The organism is Afipia sp. GAS231, from assembly GCF_900103365.1.
Lineage (GTDB): Bacteria > Pseudomonadota > Alphaproteobacteria > Rhizobiales > Xanthobacteraceae > Bradyrhizobium.
In genome coordinates, this window is sequence record NZ_LT629703.1 from 5204989 (window position 1) to 5220635 (window position 15647).

Here is a 15647-nt window from a genome sequence, read left to right on the forward strand (position 1 = left end):
CACTCGAGCGCTATTCAATCGTTGAGAGGGGCCGTGCAATTCAGCGGCCGTTGATCAGCTCTCAGGCGATCTCGTTGTTCGCGATTGTCGTCGTTGCTTCCCGTCAACAGCGGCGATGACCTGCAATATATCCTTGTTTGTCCTGGAGTTCTGGCTGATCACTGCCGATGGTTAATGTGCATTAATTAATCAATCTGGGGTTTCATTGGCGGCATCGGGGATGGACTGCCGGCGGGTTCGCTGCCGTTAACTGAATGGAGCCAGACGTTGGAAACGGCGGATCTGCGCGGGCCGCGCGATGAACCAGGGCGGTTGGTTCGCGGGTGCCCGGGTCTTGGTCCGCTCACCGTGCGTGCCGCTCCGGCGCGAAGCGGCTTCCAGTAGCGGGCGATTTCGGCGGCCAGAATCAGGAACACGATCCACAGCATTTCGAAGCCGCGCATCCATATGCTCTCGAGGCCGTTGGTGATGATGATCTGAAGCGTCAGCGTGAGCAGAACCCAGGCCCGGGTCGGCGCGCGATCGGCGACCCGCCCGATGGCGTGAAGGGTTGCGATGACGAACGCCATGAATAGCGCGTAGCCGGCGTAGCCCAACTCGACCTTGACGTCCAAATAGCCGTTGTGGCCGTTGGGCATGTCCTTCACCCAGCCCGGCGCATCGACGATGCTGGGCGCATCGGGTCCGGCCAGCCAGAACGACTGGTATCCCCATCCTAGCAATGGCCGGTGTTCGATCTCCGACTCGACGAAGTCCCAGATGATCGAGCGGCCGGTAAATGTCGGATCGCCGTACAGGATGTAGGAGATGCGGTAGATGCTGAAGCCGGTCAGCGTGGTCAGGATCAGCCAGCAAACCGGAATCGACAGCAGAATGATCGCCGGCGAAAAGCGCGTTGCCTTTCGCAGCAGCAGGGTCGCTCCAGCCAGTGCTGGCGTCAGAAATAGCAGTCCCAGCGCTGTTTTGGAGTTGCTCAATATCAGCAGCACCACGGCTGCAATGGCTATGAGAACGCCGAACACCCGCCGCCTGCCGGGATATAGCGTCTCGTGAAGCGCCAGCAGCGCCGCGATCGCTTCGCATTCGCCGAGATAGTTCTTTCCGGAGAAATATCCGGGATAGCCCCAGGTCGCGAACTTGGTGTCGATCGGCGGCCGGCCCAGCACGAAGAACACGTTCAGGATCGTGGCGATCGCAAAGCAAACGAACAGGCCCCGCATCAAATCCGACTTTCGCGCCGCCAGCAGTGCGGGCACCACGATGGAGACGACGATCATCGCCTGCTGCGAAAACCGGATGAACGAGGTCTCCGGCTTGAACGCCCACAGCACGCTCATTCCAGCCAACGCAAGGTAACCGAACAGCCAGAGAATGTGGGGCGGAAAGCTGAGGCGGGAAAAATTTCGTATCGCCAGCACGAGTGCAATCGCCGCGAGTACCGGCCAGAAAATCTTGCTCTCCGGCCGGGCTTCCATCAAGCAGGCGGAGTCGGTCGGATCGCACGAAACGATGATCAGCGGAAACACGATCGTCGCGTAGACGCACGCGAGGATCGGAATGAGCGCGTAGCCGTCGAACGTCCGTGTCGACGATCGCGCTCCATCCATTTCCTGAGAATGCGTGGCGGCTCTGGGCATGCGGCACTCTAGCAGCGGTCGCTTTTAATGTGTGTTCCTAGCATGCCGATAGTTAATGCCGCATGTGCCGCATCAATGACTTAACCCTAATTTCAGACTTGCCGTTCCAGCGCGCCGTTCCGCTCGACATCGCGGGCCTCGACTGCGCAGATTCCGGTGGCGCGCAGCCATTTTTTTTAGAGGTGCGCCACATCCGAATATCGCCGCTCCGGCATGGCCGGAGAGAAGCACCGACAGGCTGGCCAGATGCTCGTTCAAGCGTTCGTTAATTCGTCGCCGGGTTCCACGCCAAGGGCCACGCCCGGCGCCCCATCCTCGGCGAGCGCGACCCCTCGGCTCGATCTGCAGGGTCATCTGCCCGTGCTCGACGGCGTGCGCGGGCTCGCGATCCTGATGGTGCTGCTGCTTCACTTCCTCGGCAACATGGAACCGACCAATGCGGTCGAGCGCGCCATTGTCGGAATCACCAATTACGGATCCTACGGCGTTGAGCTGTTCTTCGTCCTGTCCGGTTTCCTGATCACGGGCATTCTCTATGACGCCCGCAACAAGCCGAACTATTTTCGCAATTTTTACATGCGCCGCGTGTTGCGGATCTTTCCGCTGTATTATGGCGTGCTGGCGCTGGTGTTCTTTGTCGGGCCGCTGATCTCGATTCTGCGCGGACCGTCGCTCGACTATCTCGTGGACCGTCAGGCCTGGGCCTGGCTCTACGCGGTCAACATCTACATCGCGATCCAGGGCGACTGGTCGTTCTCCTATCTGGAACATCTGTGGTCGCTGTGCATCGAGGAACATTTCTATCTGGTCTGGCCGCTCGCGGTGTTTCTGATGGCGCGCCGGCCGCGGATGCTGATTGGCGTCTGCCTCGCGGTCTCGCTCGGCGCGATGCTGGCGCGCTTGACCGGATCGCTGATGGGGTTGAGCTGGTGGACCACGTATGTCCTGACCCCGTTCCGCCTCGATGGCCTCGCGCTCGGGGCGTTCCTGGCCGTGATGGCGCGGCAGCCCGGCGGACTGGATCGGTTGGTGCGGGCGTTGCCTTCGGTGGTGACGGTAGCCTCGGCGCTGCTGTTGCTGACTTTCGTCTGGACCCGGCTGGTGTCGCGCGACAGCATGGAACTGGTGCTGCCGGTTCGTGCCGCTGTCATTCAGGTGTTGCTGGCCTGCCTGCTGATCGGGGCTCTGGTGGCGTCCGAGAGATCACAGGTCTCGCGGTTCTTTCGCAGCCGCTGGTTGGTCTTTCTCGGCACCTACAGCTACGGCCTCTACGTCTACCATCACTTCATTTCGTATTACCTGACGGTCAATCACACCGAGCGCGAGTTGACGGCGTGGCTTGGCTCGCATGGTGCTGCGATCGCGCTGCAGGCGACGCTCGGTGCTGCGGTGTCGGTGATGATTGCCTATGCAAGCTATGAATTGTTCGAGAAGCGCTTCCTCGGATTGAAGCGTTTCTATGCGACCGCCAAGGACTCGACGTCCAAAGCGACAACCGTCTCCGGTTAACCGCTGGCTTCCAGAATCTCGCGATAAAAGCCTTCCAGCGCCTTGGCGGCCGCGCTCCAGGCATAGCGCGCTTCCGACAGTTGCCGTGCCGAATTTCCGATCCGCGCCGCCAATTCAGGTTCGGCCAATAGTCGGATCGCCGCGTCCGCAAACGCATCCGGCTGGTCCTCGATCAGGATATCACGCCCGGGAATCGCATCGATTCCTTCGGCGCCAAGCGTGGTGGAAACCATGGCCTTGCCCATCGCCATCGCCTCGACGATCTTCAGGCGCGTGCCGCCGCCCAGCCGCAACGGCACGATCACGGCCGCGGCTTCGGCGAGGTGCGGCCGCAGGTCCGGCACAAAACCTGTAAACTCGATCCGTGGTCCGGCCAGCGCCAGCAGTTGCGGTGACGGCGAGCCACCGATGATCTTGCAGCGCGCGTCCGGATTGGCCTCGGCGATCCGCGGCCAGATCTCCTGGATGAAGTAAGTGGCGCCATCGATATTGGGCATGTAGGACATCAGCCCGAAGAACACGATGGTGCGGCCGTCCGGCTGTGGATCGGTCGGACGGGGCTTGTAGAAATCGACGTCGGCGGCGTTGGGAATCACCATGGTGCGGGCCGCGGGGATATCGTCGAGCAGGCGCTGCTGGTCGGCGACGCTGCAGAGGTAGACGCCGTCGGCGCGACCATAGGTCCGAAGTTCTTCGCGCCGCAGCTTGCGCCAGTTGGCTTCGGCGTAGAGTCGCCGAAGCAGGCTGCCGCCGGTGCGGGTGTATTGTCGCGCCAGGTCGTAGTCGATGTTGTGGGAGTCCACGACCACGACCGGAATCTTCGCGCCCGGCGGCGCCTGCCACAGGTCGCAATGCCCGAGGAAGGTGAATTCGAGATTGACGATGTCGAACCGTTGGGCGCGGAGCACCTTGTCGAGCGCCTGCTGCATCTCGGACACCACGACCCGCAACCGCTCGAAACTTTTGGTCGAAGCCAGCGAGCGGAGCTGCAGCAACCGCTTGGCGAGGCCGTCGCGTCCATACGGATTTTTGATCAGCACCACCTCGCGGCAGTAGGCCTGCATCGCGACCCGGCACTCCTCGATGTCGAATTCGTCGTCGACCAGCATCACCGCGGTGATGTCGTGGCGCCGCGCGAGCTGGGTCATCAGCCCGTGCAGCCGCGCCTGCGCGCCGAAGCGCGGCGGGCTTGCCGGCATCTGCGAGACGTAGAGGATATTGAGGCGTTCCGGGCTCATGGTTTGTTATAGGCGCAGTGATAGGTTTCGCCCGCGTGAATTGCCGGGCAGTTTGGATTAACGTTAAGCCAAGCAGTACCTTAGCTGCTCCCTCGCATCCTGCGACGAGCCGCGCAAATCGTGGGATAAGGTGCTTCCCAAGGGACTGATTTGATGTGCGGCATTGCCGGTATAATTGGACGACTGGACCAGACCAACCGCGCAGCGCTGCAGCGGATGAACGACGCCATGGTCCATCGCGGCCCGGACGCCGCCGGCATCTGGGCTTCGACGCCTGACGATCGTGGCTGGGGCGCGCTGTTGGCGCATCGCCGGCTCGCGATCCTCGATCTGTCGCCGGCCGGCGTGCAGCCGATGCTGGACCCGGTGACCGGGCATGTCATAGTCTTCAATGGCGAGATCTACAATTATCGGGATTTGCGGCGGCGGCTGGAGTCCGAAGGGCAGCAATTCCAGTCCAGCGGCGACACCGCGGTGATGCTGCGCGCGCTCGGCCTGCACGGGCCGGATGCCGTGAAATGGTTGCGCGGCATGTTCGCTTTCGCGTGCTGGGACCAGAAGCAGCGTCGCTTGATGCTGGCGCGGGACCAATTGGGCATCAAGCCGCTCTATGTGGCGCGATCGTCGGATCCGAACAGCGGCTGGTCGCTGGTCTTTGCCTCCGAGCTTCGCGCGCTGCTGGCATCGGGACTTCTGGGCACGCCGCGCCTCGATCCGCAAGCGGTCGCCAGCAGCGTCTGGAACGGTTTTGTGACCGGCCCCAATACGGCGGTCAAAGGCGTCGAACTGCTCTGGCCCGGGCAGCTTCTCGAACTTGACGGTTCGGGCAAGCAAGTTCGTCAGGAAGATTTCTGGCGCATCCCCGATCACGCGCCCGATCCGACCATGACCGAGAATGAACTGGCCCAGATTCTGGAGGAGGGGCTAAAGCTGCATCTCGCCAGCGACGTGCCGCTGGCGGTGTTTCTCTCCGGCGGCGTCGACTCTTCGGCGATGGCCAATCTGGCGCAGCGCGCCGCCAAAACGCCGATCCATACTTTCACGCTGGCCTTCGAAGAGCAGGAGCTCAACGAAGGCCCGATTGCGCAACAGATCGCGAAAGCCATCGGCACCGAGCATCACGAGGTGGTGCTGACCGAAGGACACTTCGTTTCGAATCTGGAGGCGGCGCTCGATAGCCTCGACCAGCCGACTTTCGACGGGCTGAACGCCTACTTCATGTCGCGCGCGATTCGTGACGCCGGATTTACCGTCGCGATATCAGGCACCGGTGGCGACGAGCTTTTCGGCGGTTATCCGACCTTCCGCGATCTGCCGGTGTTGCAGCGCTGGTCGAAACGCGCCGGCTTCGTGCCGCGCGACCTGCAGGTGGCCGCGGCGAAGCTGGTGACCTGGCCGCTGCGGCGCACCTCGCAGGCGGTGCCGCCGCAGACCCGCTGGGCCAAATTGCCGGAAATGGTCCGTCACGGCGACGATCTCGTGGCGCTCTATCAATTGGCCAGTGCGCTGTTCCTGCCGGGATGGCAGCGTGAATTGCTGGCGCCTGGTTTTGCCGACGTGCTGGCCGATGGCTTGCCTTCCAGCATGCGCCAGCGGCTTACTGCCGAAACCAAAGGCCGCCTACCGCTGTCGGCGATCTCTGTGATGGAGCAGCGGCTGTTTCTCGGCGAGCGCCTGCTGCGCGACAATGACGTGGCCAGCATGGCGGCCTCGCTGGAGCAACGCGTGCCGCTGGTGGATCATGTACTGTTCGAGAGCGTGGACCGGTTGCCGGATCAGGCACGTTATGCGCCGCTCGGCCGCAAGGACATGTTGCGAAAGATCGGCCTGCGCGGCCTCGACCCCACGCTGTTCGATCGGCCCAAAAGCGGATTCGTCTTGCCGTTCGATCGCTGGATCCGGCAGGGCCTGAAGAAAGTCATGGATCAGACCTTACGCGATCCGCAGGCGATCGCGCCGTGCGGTCTCGATCCAGTGGCGGTTGCCAAGCTCTGGCAAACCTTCCTTGACGGCGGGTCAGGCTTTTACTGGTCGCGGGTGTGGTCGGTCTACGTCTTGATCCGGTGGTGCCACCGGAATCGCGTGTATTGCTGAAGACGGTTTCCACTAAGACCTCGCCGGCTTACGCCGACGCAGTGGAGGCGAAGGACTACTTCGCCAGTTCCATCAACGCCGGCTGCAGCGCGGGCGAGGTTGCCGATGTCGCCGCATCACCTGCAAAGTAGCGGCGCATGCGCTCGATGATCTTGTCTGCGGCATGCCCGTCTCCGTAGGGATTTTGCGCGGTTGCCATCAACCGATAGGCCGCGTCGTCCGTGAGCAGCCGCACCGCGTGTTCCACGATGGCCGGCGCGTTGGGGCCGGTCAGCAACGCCGTGCCGGCCGTGACGCCCTCGGGACGTTCGGTGGTATCGCGCATGACCAGCACCGGCTTGCCCAGCGAGGGCGCTTCTTCCTGGACCCCGCCGGAGTCGGTCAGCACCAGCTTGCAGCGCGCCATCAGGGCGACGAAGTTGCGATAGCCCTGCGGCGCGATCAGCCGGACGTTCGGCAGGCCGCCGAGCAGGCGGTTGACGTGGGTGAGCACATTGGGATTGAGGTGGACCGGGTAGACGAACCGGTGGTCCGGGAATTTTTCGGCCAGGATCGCGATCGCCCGGCAGATCTGCGCAATGCCGTCGCCGAAATTCTCGCGGCGGTGGCCGGTGATCAGCACGGTCGGGGCCTCCGCCCAGTCGGCGCCGAGAAGCTGGCTGAGTTCAGCGTCGATACCAGCGCGTATCGCCGGGTCGGCTTTCTGGCGCGCCACCTCGATGCGCAAGGCATCGATGACGGTGTTGCCGGTCACCGAAATAATTTCTTCCGGAACCGCTTCACGGAGCAGGGCATCGCGCGCGCCTTCGGTCGGTGCGAAGTGAAGCGTGACCAGCGGTGTGGCGAGCTTGCGGTTGGCTTCTTCGGGGAACGGCGACCAGATGTTGCCGGTGCGCAGTCCCGCCTCGACATGGCCGATCGGAATGCGCCGGTAGAAGCAGGCGAGTGACGCGGCGAGGACAGTGGTGGTGTCACCTTGCACCAATGCCATGTCCGGCTTGGCCGTTTCCAGCCATTCGTCGATCCCGGTGATCAGCCGTGCCGTCAGTCCCGCCAGCGTCTGGTTCGGACGCATCACGTCGAGATCGGCGTCGACTGCAAAGCCAAAAGTGTCGGCGACCTGACGGAACATTTCCTTGTGCTGGCCGGTCGCCACCACGGTGCAGTGAAAATCGTGGGAAGCACGCAGCGCCGCCACGACAGGAGCGAGCTTGACCGCTTCGGGGCGGGTGCCCATGAAGACCAGGATGTTGCGCTTCGTCGTCATCGTGATCTCCTGATGGCGTTACTTCTGGCTCTGTTCGACCGGCGGCCGTCCGAGCCGGCGGGCGAGCACCTCGAGGCCGGCAACCCAGCTGAACTCGCTGTTGAGGGTGAGGTAGCGCTTCCAGAGCTTGCGCGGCTCCATCATCAGCCGCCAGAACCACTCCATGCCCGCCATCTGTACCCAGTGCGGGGCGCGCTTGATGAAGCCGGCGAGCACGTCGAAGCTGCCGCCAACGCCGACGATCACGGGCACCTGCAGGCGCTCGCGGTGACGCTCGACCCAGGTTTCCTTGAACGGCGTCGGCATGCCGACAAACAGCATGTGCGCCTTGCTGGCCCGGATTTCATCGATAATGCGCGGATGGTCGCCCGGGCCGAAGTAGCCATCGCGGAAGCCGGCGATTTCGATGCCGGGATGTTGCGTCCGGCAACGCTCGACGAGCGCCGAAACCACTTCGCGCTTGGCGCCGAGGAAATAGACTCGCAGCCGATGTTCACCGGCCGCCGCCAGCAGGCGTGCCATCAGATCGACGCCGGCGACGCGTTCCGGCACCGGCTGGCCCGAGGCCCGCAGCGCCCAGACCACCGACATGCCGTCGGCCAATATCAGATCGCCCGCACGGCAGGCCGATGCCAGTTCCGGATCGCGGCGCATCATGCACAGATGCGAGGAATTGGCCGTGATCACCGTGTTGGAAGAGGGCGGTGCCTGGCACAGCTCGAGGCAGTGCGCCACCGCGGCCTCGATGGTCACGGTGTCGAATTTCAATCCCATCAGCTCGGCGCGTTCCTTGCTCTTCGCCGCGTTTTCATCCTGCCCCAGTGTCGGGTGGCTCTCATGCCAGAGACGCGCCCGCTCGGCGTTGACGCGGGCGGTGGCGGCGCGCTTGCCCATACGCAGGCAGGCGTGCTGATAGGAACGCAGGAACTGCCTGAACTCGGGATCGTCGTAGCGCGGCAGGCCCTTGAGCCAGCTTCTGATGTAGCCCCACAACATGGCGACACTGCCGATCAACGCCGGATGGGCCGTCAGGCGATAGCCGGCGACGGCCAGGTAATAGAGCGGCGAGGTGCCCATGAAATACTGGCCGAAGCCGGCGCGAAGCCGTCCGGTCCAGATGCCCTTCTGGCTGGCGCCCTGCGGACGCAGATGAACGAAGCGGATCGGTTCGAGGTCGACGCTCTCGGCGATCCAGCCGAGCATCCGCGCGCGGTGGCAGTCGATGCCGTCCCACATCACCTGGCGCACGAAACCGCCGATCTCCTTGAAACAGGCGATCCGGTAGAACTTGGTCATGCCGACCGACATCTCGTCGCCGCAGACTTCCGGCACCAGTGCGCCGCTGCGCGGATGGACGAACCAGGGCTTGCCCGAGGTCGTGCCGATGCGCGGATTGTTTTCCATTCGCTCCATCAGGATCTCGAAGTAGCGAACCGGCAGGTCGAGATCCATGTCGAGCTTGCAGAGGTAATCAAAGTCCTCGAGCTGCACCTGCTCGATACCTGCATAGAAGGCTTCGATGACGCCGGGACCGACCTTGCGGCCGCCGCGATCGTCGCGCCTGATCACGCGCACGTAAGGCAGCCGCTTTGAATATTCTTCCAGGATTGCCGGAGTTTCGTCGGTCGACCCGTCGTCCACGATGATCCAGAGCGCCGGCGGCACCGACTGCAACGCCACGCTGTCGAGCGTGCGGCGGAGGTACTGCGCCTCGTCCCGGCAGGGCGACACCAGCAGATAGCGTCGTGAGCGGCTCACGTTGAGCAGCTCACGCGCGTCTGTCGGCTTTCGGAACAGTTCGCGGTTGGGTTCATGTTTCATCGGTGGACATCACTTGTCTGTCTATGCGCCGGTTTTGGCCGTTCTGTCCTTATTCGGGACAAGGCGGTCAGGTGCTTGGACGCGATGAGACGTATTGAGCAGGTATCATGCCGGACGCCGTTGATGATGGTTCGAGGCATCCGCTTCGCAAGTTAATGTTAAGCCGAGCTTCCGCTGGGGAGATAAAGACTCCAATGTCATATCTGCACGCGACGGTGACCACGGTACGTCATCCGCGCGCAAGGGACTTAACCAAATGAAGGCGATCGTAACGATGCGTCCATCGCTCTTTCGCTTCTTCGCTTCCATGTCGATCGCAGTCATCGGCGCTGTGCTCTGCGCGCCTGATGGCGTTAACGCCGCCGGGAATGAGACGAGCAATTTCCTGCCGGCGGATCGGGCGACGGTCTGGAAACCCGGCATGATGGCTGTCGGTGGTATCCCGGCGCGTTCGACGGTATGCGCGACGCTATCGCCGAACAATCCGGCATCCGATGACACGGTGCGGATACAAGCTGCCATCAACGTCTGCCCGATAGGGCAGGTGGTGCAACTGACGGCCGGCACCTTCCTGATCAACAGCGGCAATTACGTCGTGATCAACAAGGGGATCACGCTGCGGGGCGCCGGGCCGGGCCAGACGACATTGGCAAAGACCGATGGCGCCAAGCCCTTCCAGTCCGAGGTCGGCGCCAAACCGTCACCGCTGATCCTTGTCGGTCCGTCGATGTTCTCGTCGACGGACAACGTTACCGACGTCCACGGTTCGTCCAATCTCACCGCCGATGCGGTCAAAGGAACGTACGCGGTCAAGGTGAATGATATCGCCGGCTTCAGGCCGGGGCAGATCGTGCTGCTCGACGAAGCCTCCGGCGCCGAATGGCTCTCCGATCCGCAGGGACGTGGGCAGGTCTGGGCTGCGCCCGACTGGCGCGTGGTGTGGCAGAAGCACAAGCCTGCGGTTCAGTTCGTCGACGATTTTGCGCCGGAGGCGCTTCCGACGACGCCGCAATCCGCCGGGTCCTGGTTCTCTCGGCAAGACCGGCCGACATCAGAGATCAAGCAGATTGCTTCGATCGCCGGCAACACCATCACCTTCACGACGCCGATCCACATCAGCTACCGATCCAGCCACGCCGCGCAGTTATCGATGTATTCGCGGCCGCATGTGATGAACGCCGGCGTCGAGGATATGAAGCTGACCGGCGGCGATGCCGGCAACCTCCGCTTCAACTGGGCGGCGCAATCCTGGGCCAGGAACATCGACAACACAGTGTGGCACGACGAGGGCTTTGCGATTCACAGCTCGTTCCGGATCGAGCTCCGCGAGTTCTACGTACACGATGCCGCCTGGGCGCAACCCGGCGGCGGTGGCTACGCCATCAGCCTGTCGGCCGGATCATCCGAAGTGCTGATCGAGAACGGCATCGCGGTCCGGGCCAACAAGGTGATCGCGGCACGATCCGCCGGCGCGGGCTCGGTGGTCGGCTACAACTACATGGACATGAGCTACATCAATACGCAGGGGTCCTGGATCGAGGCAGGGCTGAACGCCAGCCACATGGTCGGACCGCATCACGTTCTGTTCGAGGGCAATTACGGCCACAACGCCGACAGCGACAATACCCATGGCAACAGCGTCTATCTCACCTTCTTCCGCAATCATCTGCGCGGCATCCGGGCGCCGTTCGACAACCAGGCCGGCGGGAAGATCGACGACGCCACGCAACCCCGCAACGGACCGCAACGCGCGGCGGGGCTGATGGCCAGTTCCTACTGGATGACGTTTGCCGGCAATGTGCTTGGGGCTGCCGGCCAGATGGGTGGATGGGTTTACGAAACCAGTTTTGCGAACGGCAAGCCGGGAATCTGGATGCTCGGCTGGGACGCGGTCAGTCCGTATCCGATCGACGCCAAGGTATCCGCCACCGCCATCCGCCACGGCAACTTCGATTACCTCACCAACACGGTGAAGTGGGATCCGGCCATCGCCGATCATACGCTGCCCGACTCGTTATATCTGACCGGGAAGCCCGCCTTCTTTAATGCCGGACACGGCTACACCTGGCCATGGGTGGATGCGGCGGGCGCAACCAAGCTTTACGTGTTGCCGGCCAAGGCGCGCTATGACGCCGGAACGCCACTCACACAACCGTGAGCCGGTTACGCTGCGACGAAAGTATGGCGTTGCGCGCGGTGGTTTGCTGCGGTTCCGTTTCGGAACTGTTTGATCGAATTTGATTACCATCTGGCAGGCGCGATCCTTCATTCCGCGATGGCGGCCATGGAGCCGTTAATACTAACTGGGTAAAGCAGTTGTTATACTGGCGCTGTACCACCGAAAATGCCGCTTGCGTCGATGCGTCGCGTCAAAAGGCAACGCTGCGTGCGCTATGACTGGGCTCGAGTTCGGCAAAAGCAAAAACATGAAACGCTTGGGGCAACCACCGATCGATGCTTGCGGCGGACCCGTCCTGTGCAGCGGCCGTCGTTGGTTTGCGAAAGCTTGTCTGCCTCACATTCGTCAACCGGTCTGGCTCGCGATCTGATGCGGAAATCCATTTTCCATGAAGACTGGTGGCTGGATGCGCTGGCGCCGGGACGCTGGCGCGAAGTGACGTGTCATCGCGGCGGCCGCCTGGTTGGATCGCTGCGATTTGTCGAACGCAGCGAAGGCAATGTGAAAATCTGCGAGATGCCGCAGATCACCCGCTTTCTCGGACCGGTCGTTGCACCTCAGTCGGGCAAGACCGAAACCCGAATCCGCTCGACTCACTCGATCATCGCGGAGTTGCTGAAACAGATTGCCGGTCACGATCATGTCGAAATGACCCTGGATTCCGGCTTTGGCGACCTCGCGCCGTTTCTGGCCGCGGGCTACGACGTCAAGGTGCATCCGACCTTTCTGCTGGATTGCAGGAGCGAAGCTATTGACCCGTTGTGGGCAGGGCTGCGCGACAAGACCAAGAACATCATTCGCCGCGCCCGGGAGCGCCTGACGGTTCGCGAGATCGACGATGTGAACCGGTTCGCGCGCTTCTACGAGGCCAATCTGGAAGGCGCCGAATCCTACTTCGATCTCGCATTGCTGGCGCCTGCCTTCGCGGCAGCCAGCGCGCGCCGGCAATGCAAGATCGTCGCGGCCGTCGATGCCGAGGGTGTCGCGCACGCCAAGGTGTTCTTCGTCTGGGACGACAAATACGTCCACTATTTCCTGTCGACGCGCGACAAGAATGTCGCGCATCCCGGTGCGGTCAGCCTGCTGCTCTGGAGTGGGATCGAGCTCGCGCATTCGCTCGGGCGTTGTTTCGATTTCGATGGCGGTATCGCCAATGATGCCAGGTACCGCTTCATGGTGGCGTTCGGTGGCGAGGTCGCCAACCGGTTCGACGTGGTGCGTTCGACAGCGAACTATCGCGTTCAGCACACCATCCGGAAAATACCGCGGGCGCTGATGCGAAGGATGTCGCCTCGCAACGGCATGGCGCAGTTCGCGTTGTGGTGAAGTCGTGAAAAGCTTCGTAAACCTTAACGCCCGATCTCGCGTATCCGTTACGACGTTGGATTAACTACGGTTTCATCGAACACGTGAATTAACGATCCGACATCGTGTACAGGTCTTTGGAATTGCCGGCGCCAAACAAAAACAGGGTGTATGAACATGCGCGTTTTGCTGACTGGACATCTCGGTTACATCGGTTCGGTTATGACGCCGATGTTGCAGCAGGCCGGACACGACGTGATCGGTCTCGACAGCGACCTCTATGAGCGCTGCACGTTTCCGCAGGGCGGCGTGATCAGCGACGTGCCGACCATCCTCAAGGATACCCGCGATGCCGAGATCTCTGATCTCCGAGGTATCGACGGCGTCATCCATCTCGCAGCACTCTCGAACGATCCGCTCGGCAACCTGAAGCCGGGCCTGACCGACGACATCAATCATCGCGCCAGCGTACGTCTTGCCGAACTCGCCAAGAAGGCCGGCGTCAAGCGCTTCGTGTTCGCTTCGTCCTGCAGCAACTATGGCAAGTCGGGCGAAGGCATGATCGACGAGACCGGCGCGCTCAATCCGGTGACGGCGTACGGCGAGTCGAAAGTCGCTTCCGAGCGCGGCATTGCCAAACTCGCCGGCGACGGCTTCTGCCCGGTCTATCTGCGCCCGGCCACGGCCTATGGCGTGTCGCCGCGGATTCGCTTCGACGTGGTGTTGAACAACCTCGTCGCCTGGGCGATCACCACCAAGAAGATCCACATGAAGTCGGATGGCACGCCGTGGCGTCCGATCGTGCACATCGAGGATATTTCGCGCGCCTTCATCGCGGCGCTGGAGGCCCCGGTGGAAGCAGTGTTCAACGAAGCCTTCAACGTCGGCCAGACCGCCCACAACTATCAGATCCGCGATCTCGCCAAGATCGTCGCCGACGTCGTGCCCGGCTGCGAGGTCGATTTTGCCGACGGCGCCGGCCCGGATACCCGCTCGTACCGCGTCAGCTTCGAAAAGATCAAAACCAGGCTGCCGAACTTCAAGCCGCAATGGGACGCGAAGAAGGGTGCCGAACAGCTCTACAAGGCGTATCGTGCATCCGGCATCACGCTGGAGGATTTCGAAGGCCCGCGCTATCAGCGCATCGGCCACATCAACAAGCTGCTGGCCGACGGAATCCTCGAGACCGATCTGCGGCACCGCACGACCGGAAACAGGACGTCAGCCACAACGGGCGCTGCGCCGCTGCTGGCCGGTTCCTGAGGCCCCGGGGCCCAACGGCCCCTGAAAGGAGCGGGATGTCCCTGGACAAACCCCTCATCGACGACGTCGGAACAGAGATCCTTGCGCTCGCCGCGAGGATTTTTCCGATTTGCCGGAGCATCACCGGCGACGGGGTCCGGCAGACCCTGCGCGAGGTCGGCGCGCATATCGACCTCGACATCCACGAAGTTGCCACGGGCACGCCGGTCCTCGATTGGACCATCCCGCGCGAATGGAACATTCGCGACGCCTGGATCAAGAACGAACGCGGCGAGAAGATCGTCGACTTCAAGCGATCGAACTTGCACGTCATGAGCTACAGCGTGCCGGTGCAGCGGCGCATGTCGCTCGCCGAGCTGAAGCAGCACATCTATACGCTGCCCGATCAGCCCGATTTGATCCCCTATCGAACGTCCTACTACGCGGAGAACTGGGCCTTCTGCATGCCGCATCGGCAATTCGCCGCGCTGCGCGACGAGACCTACGAGGTCTCGATCGACTCCAGTCTGACCGACGGTCATCTCACCTATGGCGAGTACCTGCACAAAGGCGAGACGGAGGACGAGTTCCTGCTGTCCGCCCATGTCTGCCATCCCTCGCTGGCAAACGACAATTGCTCCGGTATCGCGCTGCTGACGCATCTCGCCAAGCGCCTTTCAGGCTTGCGCACCCGCTACAGCTACCGCTTCCTGTTTGCGCCCGGCACTATCGGCGCGATCACCTGGCTCGCCCGCAACGAAGATCGCTTGGCCAGGATCAAGCACGGGCTCGTGGTTTCGATGGTCGGCGACCGCGGCGGGCCAACGTTCAAGAAGAGCCGGCTCGGCAATACCGAGATCGACCGGGCGATGGTTCACGCGCTTGATCATTCCGGCCTGTCGCCGGTGGTCGAGGACTTCTCGCCGTACGGTTACGACGAGCGGCAATATTGCTCGCCCGGATTCAATCTGCCGGTGGCGATGTTTTCGCGCAGCAAGTTCGGCGCCATTCCCGAATACCACACCTCGGCGGACAATCTCGATTTCATCCGCGCCGATGCGCTGGCCGAATCCTATCGACTGATCAACGAAACCATCGGCGCGATCGAGGCCAACGGCACTTACGTTAATACCCACCCGAAGGGTGAGCCGCAGCTAGGCAAGCGCGGGCTCTATGGCGCGATCGGGGGCGACAAGGATGCCGCCGCCGCGAACATGGCGATGCTCTGGATTCTCAACCAGTCTGACGGCACGAACTCGTTGCTCGACATCGCGGAGCGGGCGAAGCTGCCGTTCGCGGTGGTTCAGCGGACGGCAAAGCTGTTGGGCGATCACGGGCTGCTGAAGCCCGTTTGA

Annotated in this window: 10 protein-coding genes; 6 read left to right on the forward strand and 4 right to left on the reverse strand. The window is 62.5% G+C overall.

Annotated elements, in window-relative coordinates; all coding sequences use genetic code 11:
* Positions 1-185 precede the first annotated feature (185 nt).
* Positions 186-1637, reverse strand: a complete 1452-nt coding sequence (locus tag BLS26_RS24555) for an O-antigen ligase (protein WP_244541675.1) — start codon at positions 1635-1637, stop codon at positions 186-188.
* Between the two features lie 246 nt (positions 1638-1883).
* Here BLS26_RS24555 and BLS26_RS24560 point away from each other — a divergent pair, with 246 nt between their 5' ends.
* Complete coding sequence (locus BLS26_RS24560) at positions 1884-3146, forward strand: acyltransferase (RefSeq protein ID WP_092518520.1); 1263 nt, start codon at positions 1884-1886, stop codon at positions 3144-3146.
* On the opposite strand, the gene BLS26_RS24565 is transcribed toward BLS26_RS24560, so the two are convergent.
* Entirely contained in the window at positions 3143-4384 is a 1242-nt protein-coding gene (locus BLS26_RS24565; RefSeq protein ID WP_092515180.1) for a glycosyltransferase family 4 protein, read from the reverse strand. The two genes, BLS26_RS24560 and BLS26_RS24565, sit on opposite strands and share 4 nt — an antisense overlap.
* A 153-nt stretch (positions 4385-4537) precedes the next feature.
* Between BLS26_RS24565 and asnB the strand changes: the two genes are divergently transcribed.
* A complete protein-coding gene (gene asnB, locus BLS26_RS24570; RefSeq protein WP_092515181.1) occupies positions 4538-6478 on the forward strand; it encodes an asparagine synthase (glutamine-hydrolyzing) in 1941 nt (646 codons plus the stop codon).
* Between the two features lie 55 nt (positions 6479-6533).
* Here the strand turns inward: asnB and wecB are convergent, their stop codons facing one another.
* A complete protein-coding gene (gene wecB / locus BLS26_RS24575) occupies positions 6534-7745 on the reverse strand; it encodes a non-hydrolyzing UDP-N-acetylglucosamine 2-epimerase (RefSeq protein ID WP_092515182.1) in 1212 nt (403 codons plus the stop codon).
* 18 nt (positions 7746-7763) lie between these two features.
* A complete protein-coding gene (locus BLS26_RS36920; RefSeq protein ID WP_244541676.1) occupies positions 7764-9566 on the reverse strand; it encodes a WecB/TagA/CpsF family glycosyltransferase in 1803 nt (600 codons plus the stop codon).
* A gap of 256 nt (positions 9567-9822) precedes the next feature.
* Here BLS26_RS36920 and BLS26_RS24590 point away from each other — a divergent pair, with 256 nt between their 5' ends.
* The 4 genes from BLS26_RS24590 to BLS26_RS24605 all read left to right on the forward strand — a co-directional run bounded on the left by BLS26_RS24590 (position 9823) and on the right by BLS26_RS24605 (position 15647).
* Positions 9823-11724 carry a glycoside hydrolase family 55 protein gene (locus BLS26_RS24590; protein WP_244541677.1) on the forward strand — a complete coding sequence of 634 codons (1902 nt, stop codon included), beginning with the start codon at positions 9823-9825 and terminating at the stop codon, positions 11722-11724.
* Between the two features lie 390 nt (positions 11725-12114).
* Entirely contained in the window at positions 12115-13071 is a 957-nt protein-coding gene (locus BLS26_RS24595; RefSeq protein ID WP_244541678.1) for a GNAT family N-acetyltransferase, read from the forward strand.
* A 156-nt stretch (positions 13072-13227) separates the two neighbouring features.
* Entirely contained in the window at positions 13228-14313 is a 1086-nt protein-coding gene (locus tag BLS26_RS24600) for an NAD(P)-dependent oxidoreductase (RefSeq protein ID WP_092518528.1), read from the forward strand.
* A gap of 35 nt (positions 14314-14348) precedes the next feature.
* On the forward strand, positions 14349-15647 hold the full coding sequence (locus tag BLS26_RS24605; protein ID WP_092515183.1) for a DUF4910 domain-containing protein: 1299 nt from the start codon (positions 14349-14351) through the stop codon (positions 15645-15647).

Excerpts from the sequence above, each read along its gene's own strand:
- BLS26_RS24555 (WP_244541675.1), bottom strand. The coding sequence starts at position 1,637 with ATGCCCAGAGCCGCCACGCATTCTCAGGAAATGGATGGAGCGCGATCG.
- BLS26_RS24560 (WP_092518520.1), top strand. The coding sequence starts at position 1,884 with ATGCTCGTTCAAGCGTTCGTTAATTCGTCGCCGGGTTCCACGCCAAGG.
- BLS26_RS24565 (WP_092515180.1), bottom strand. The coding sequence starts at position 4,384 with ATGAGCCCGGAACGCCTCAATATCCTCTACGTCTCGCAGATGCCGGCA.
- asnB (WP_092515181.1), top strand. The coding sequence starts at position 4,538 with ATGTGCGGCATTGCCGGTATAATTGGACGACTGGACCAGACCAACCGC.
- wecB (WP_092515182.1), bottom strand. The coding sequence starts at position 7,745 with ATGACGACGAAGCGCAACATCCTGGTCTTCATGGGCACCCGCCCCGAA.
- BLS26_RS36920 (WP_244541676.1), bottom strand. The coding sequence starts at position 9,566 with ATGAAACATGAACCCAACCGCGAACTGTTCCGAAAGCCGACAGACGCG.
- BLS26_RS24590 (WP_244541677.1), top strand. The coding sequence starts at position 9,823 with ATGAAGGCGATCGTAACGATGCGTCCATCGCTCTTTCGCTTCTTCGCT.
- BLS26_RS24595 (WP_244541678.1), top strand. The coding sequence starts at position 12,115 with ATGCGGAAATCCATTTTCCATGAAGACTGGTGGCTGGATGCGCTGGCG.
- BLS26_RS24600 (WP_092518528.1), top strand. The coding sequence starts at position 13,228 with ATGCGCGTTTTGCTGACTGGACATCTCGGTTACATCGGTTCGGTTATG.
- BLS26_RS24605 (WP_092515183.1), top strand. The coding sequence starts at position 14,349 with ATGTCCCTGGACAAACCCCTCATCGACGACGTCGGAACAGAGATCCTT.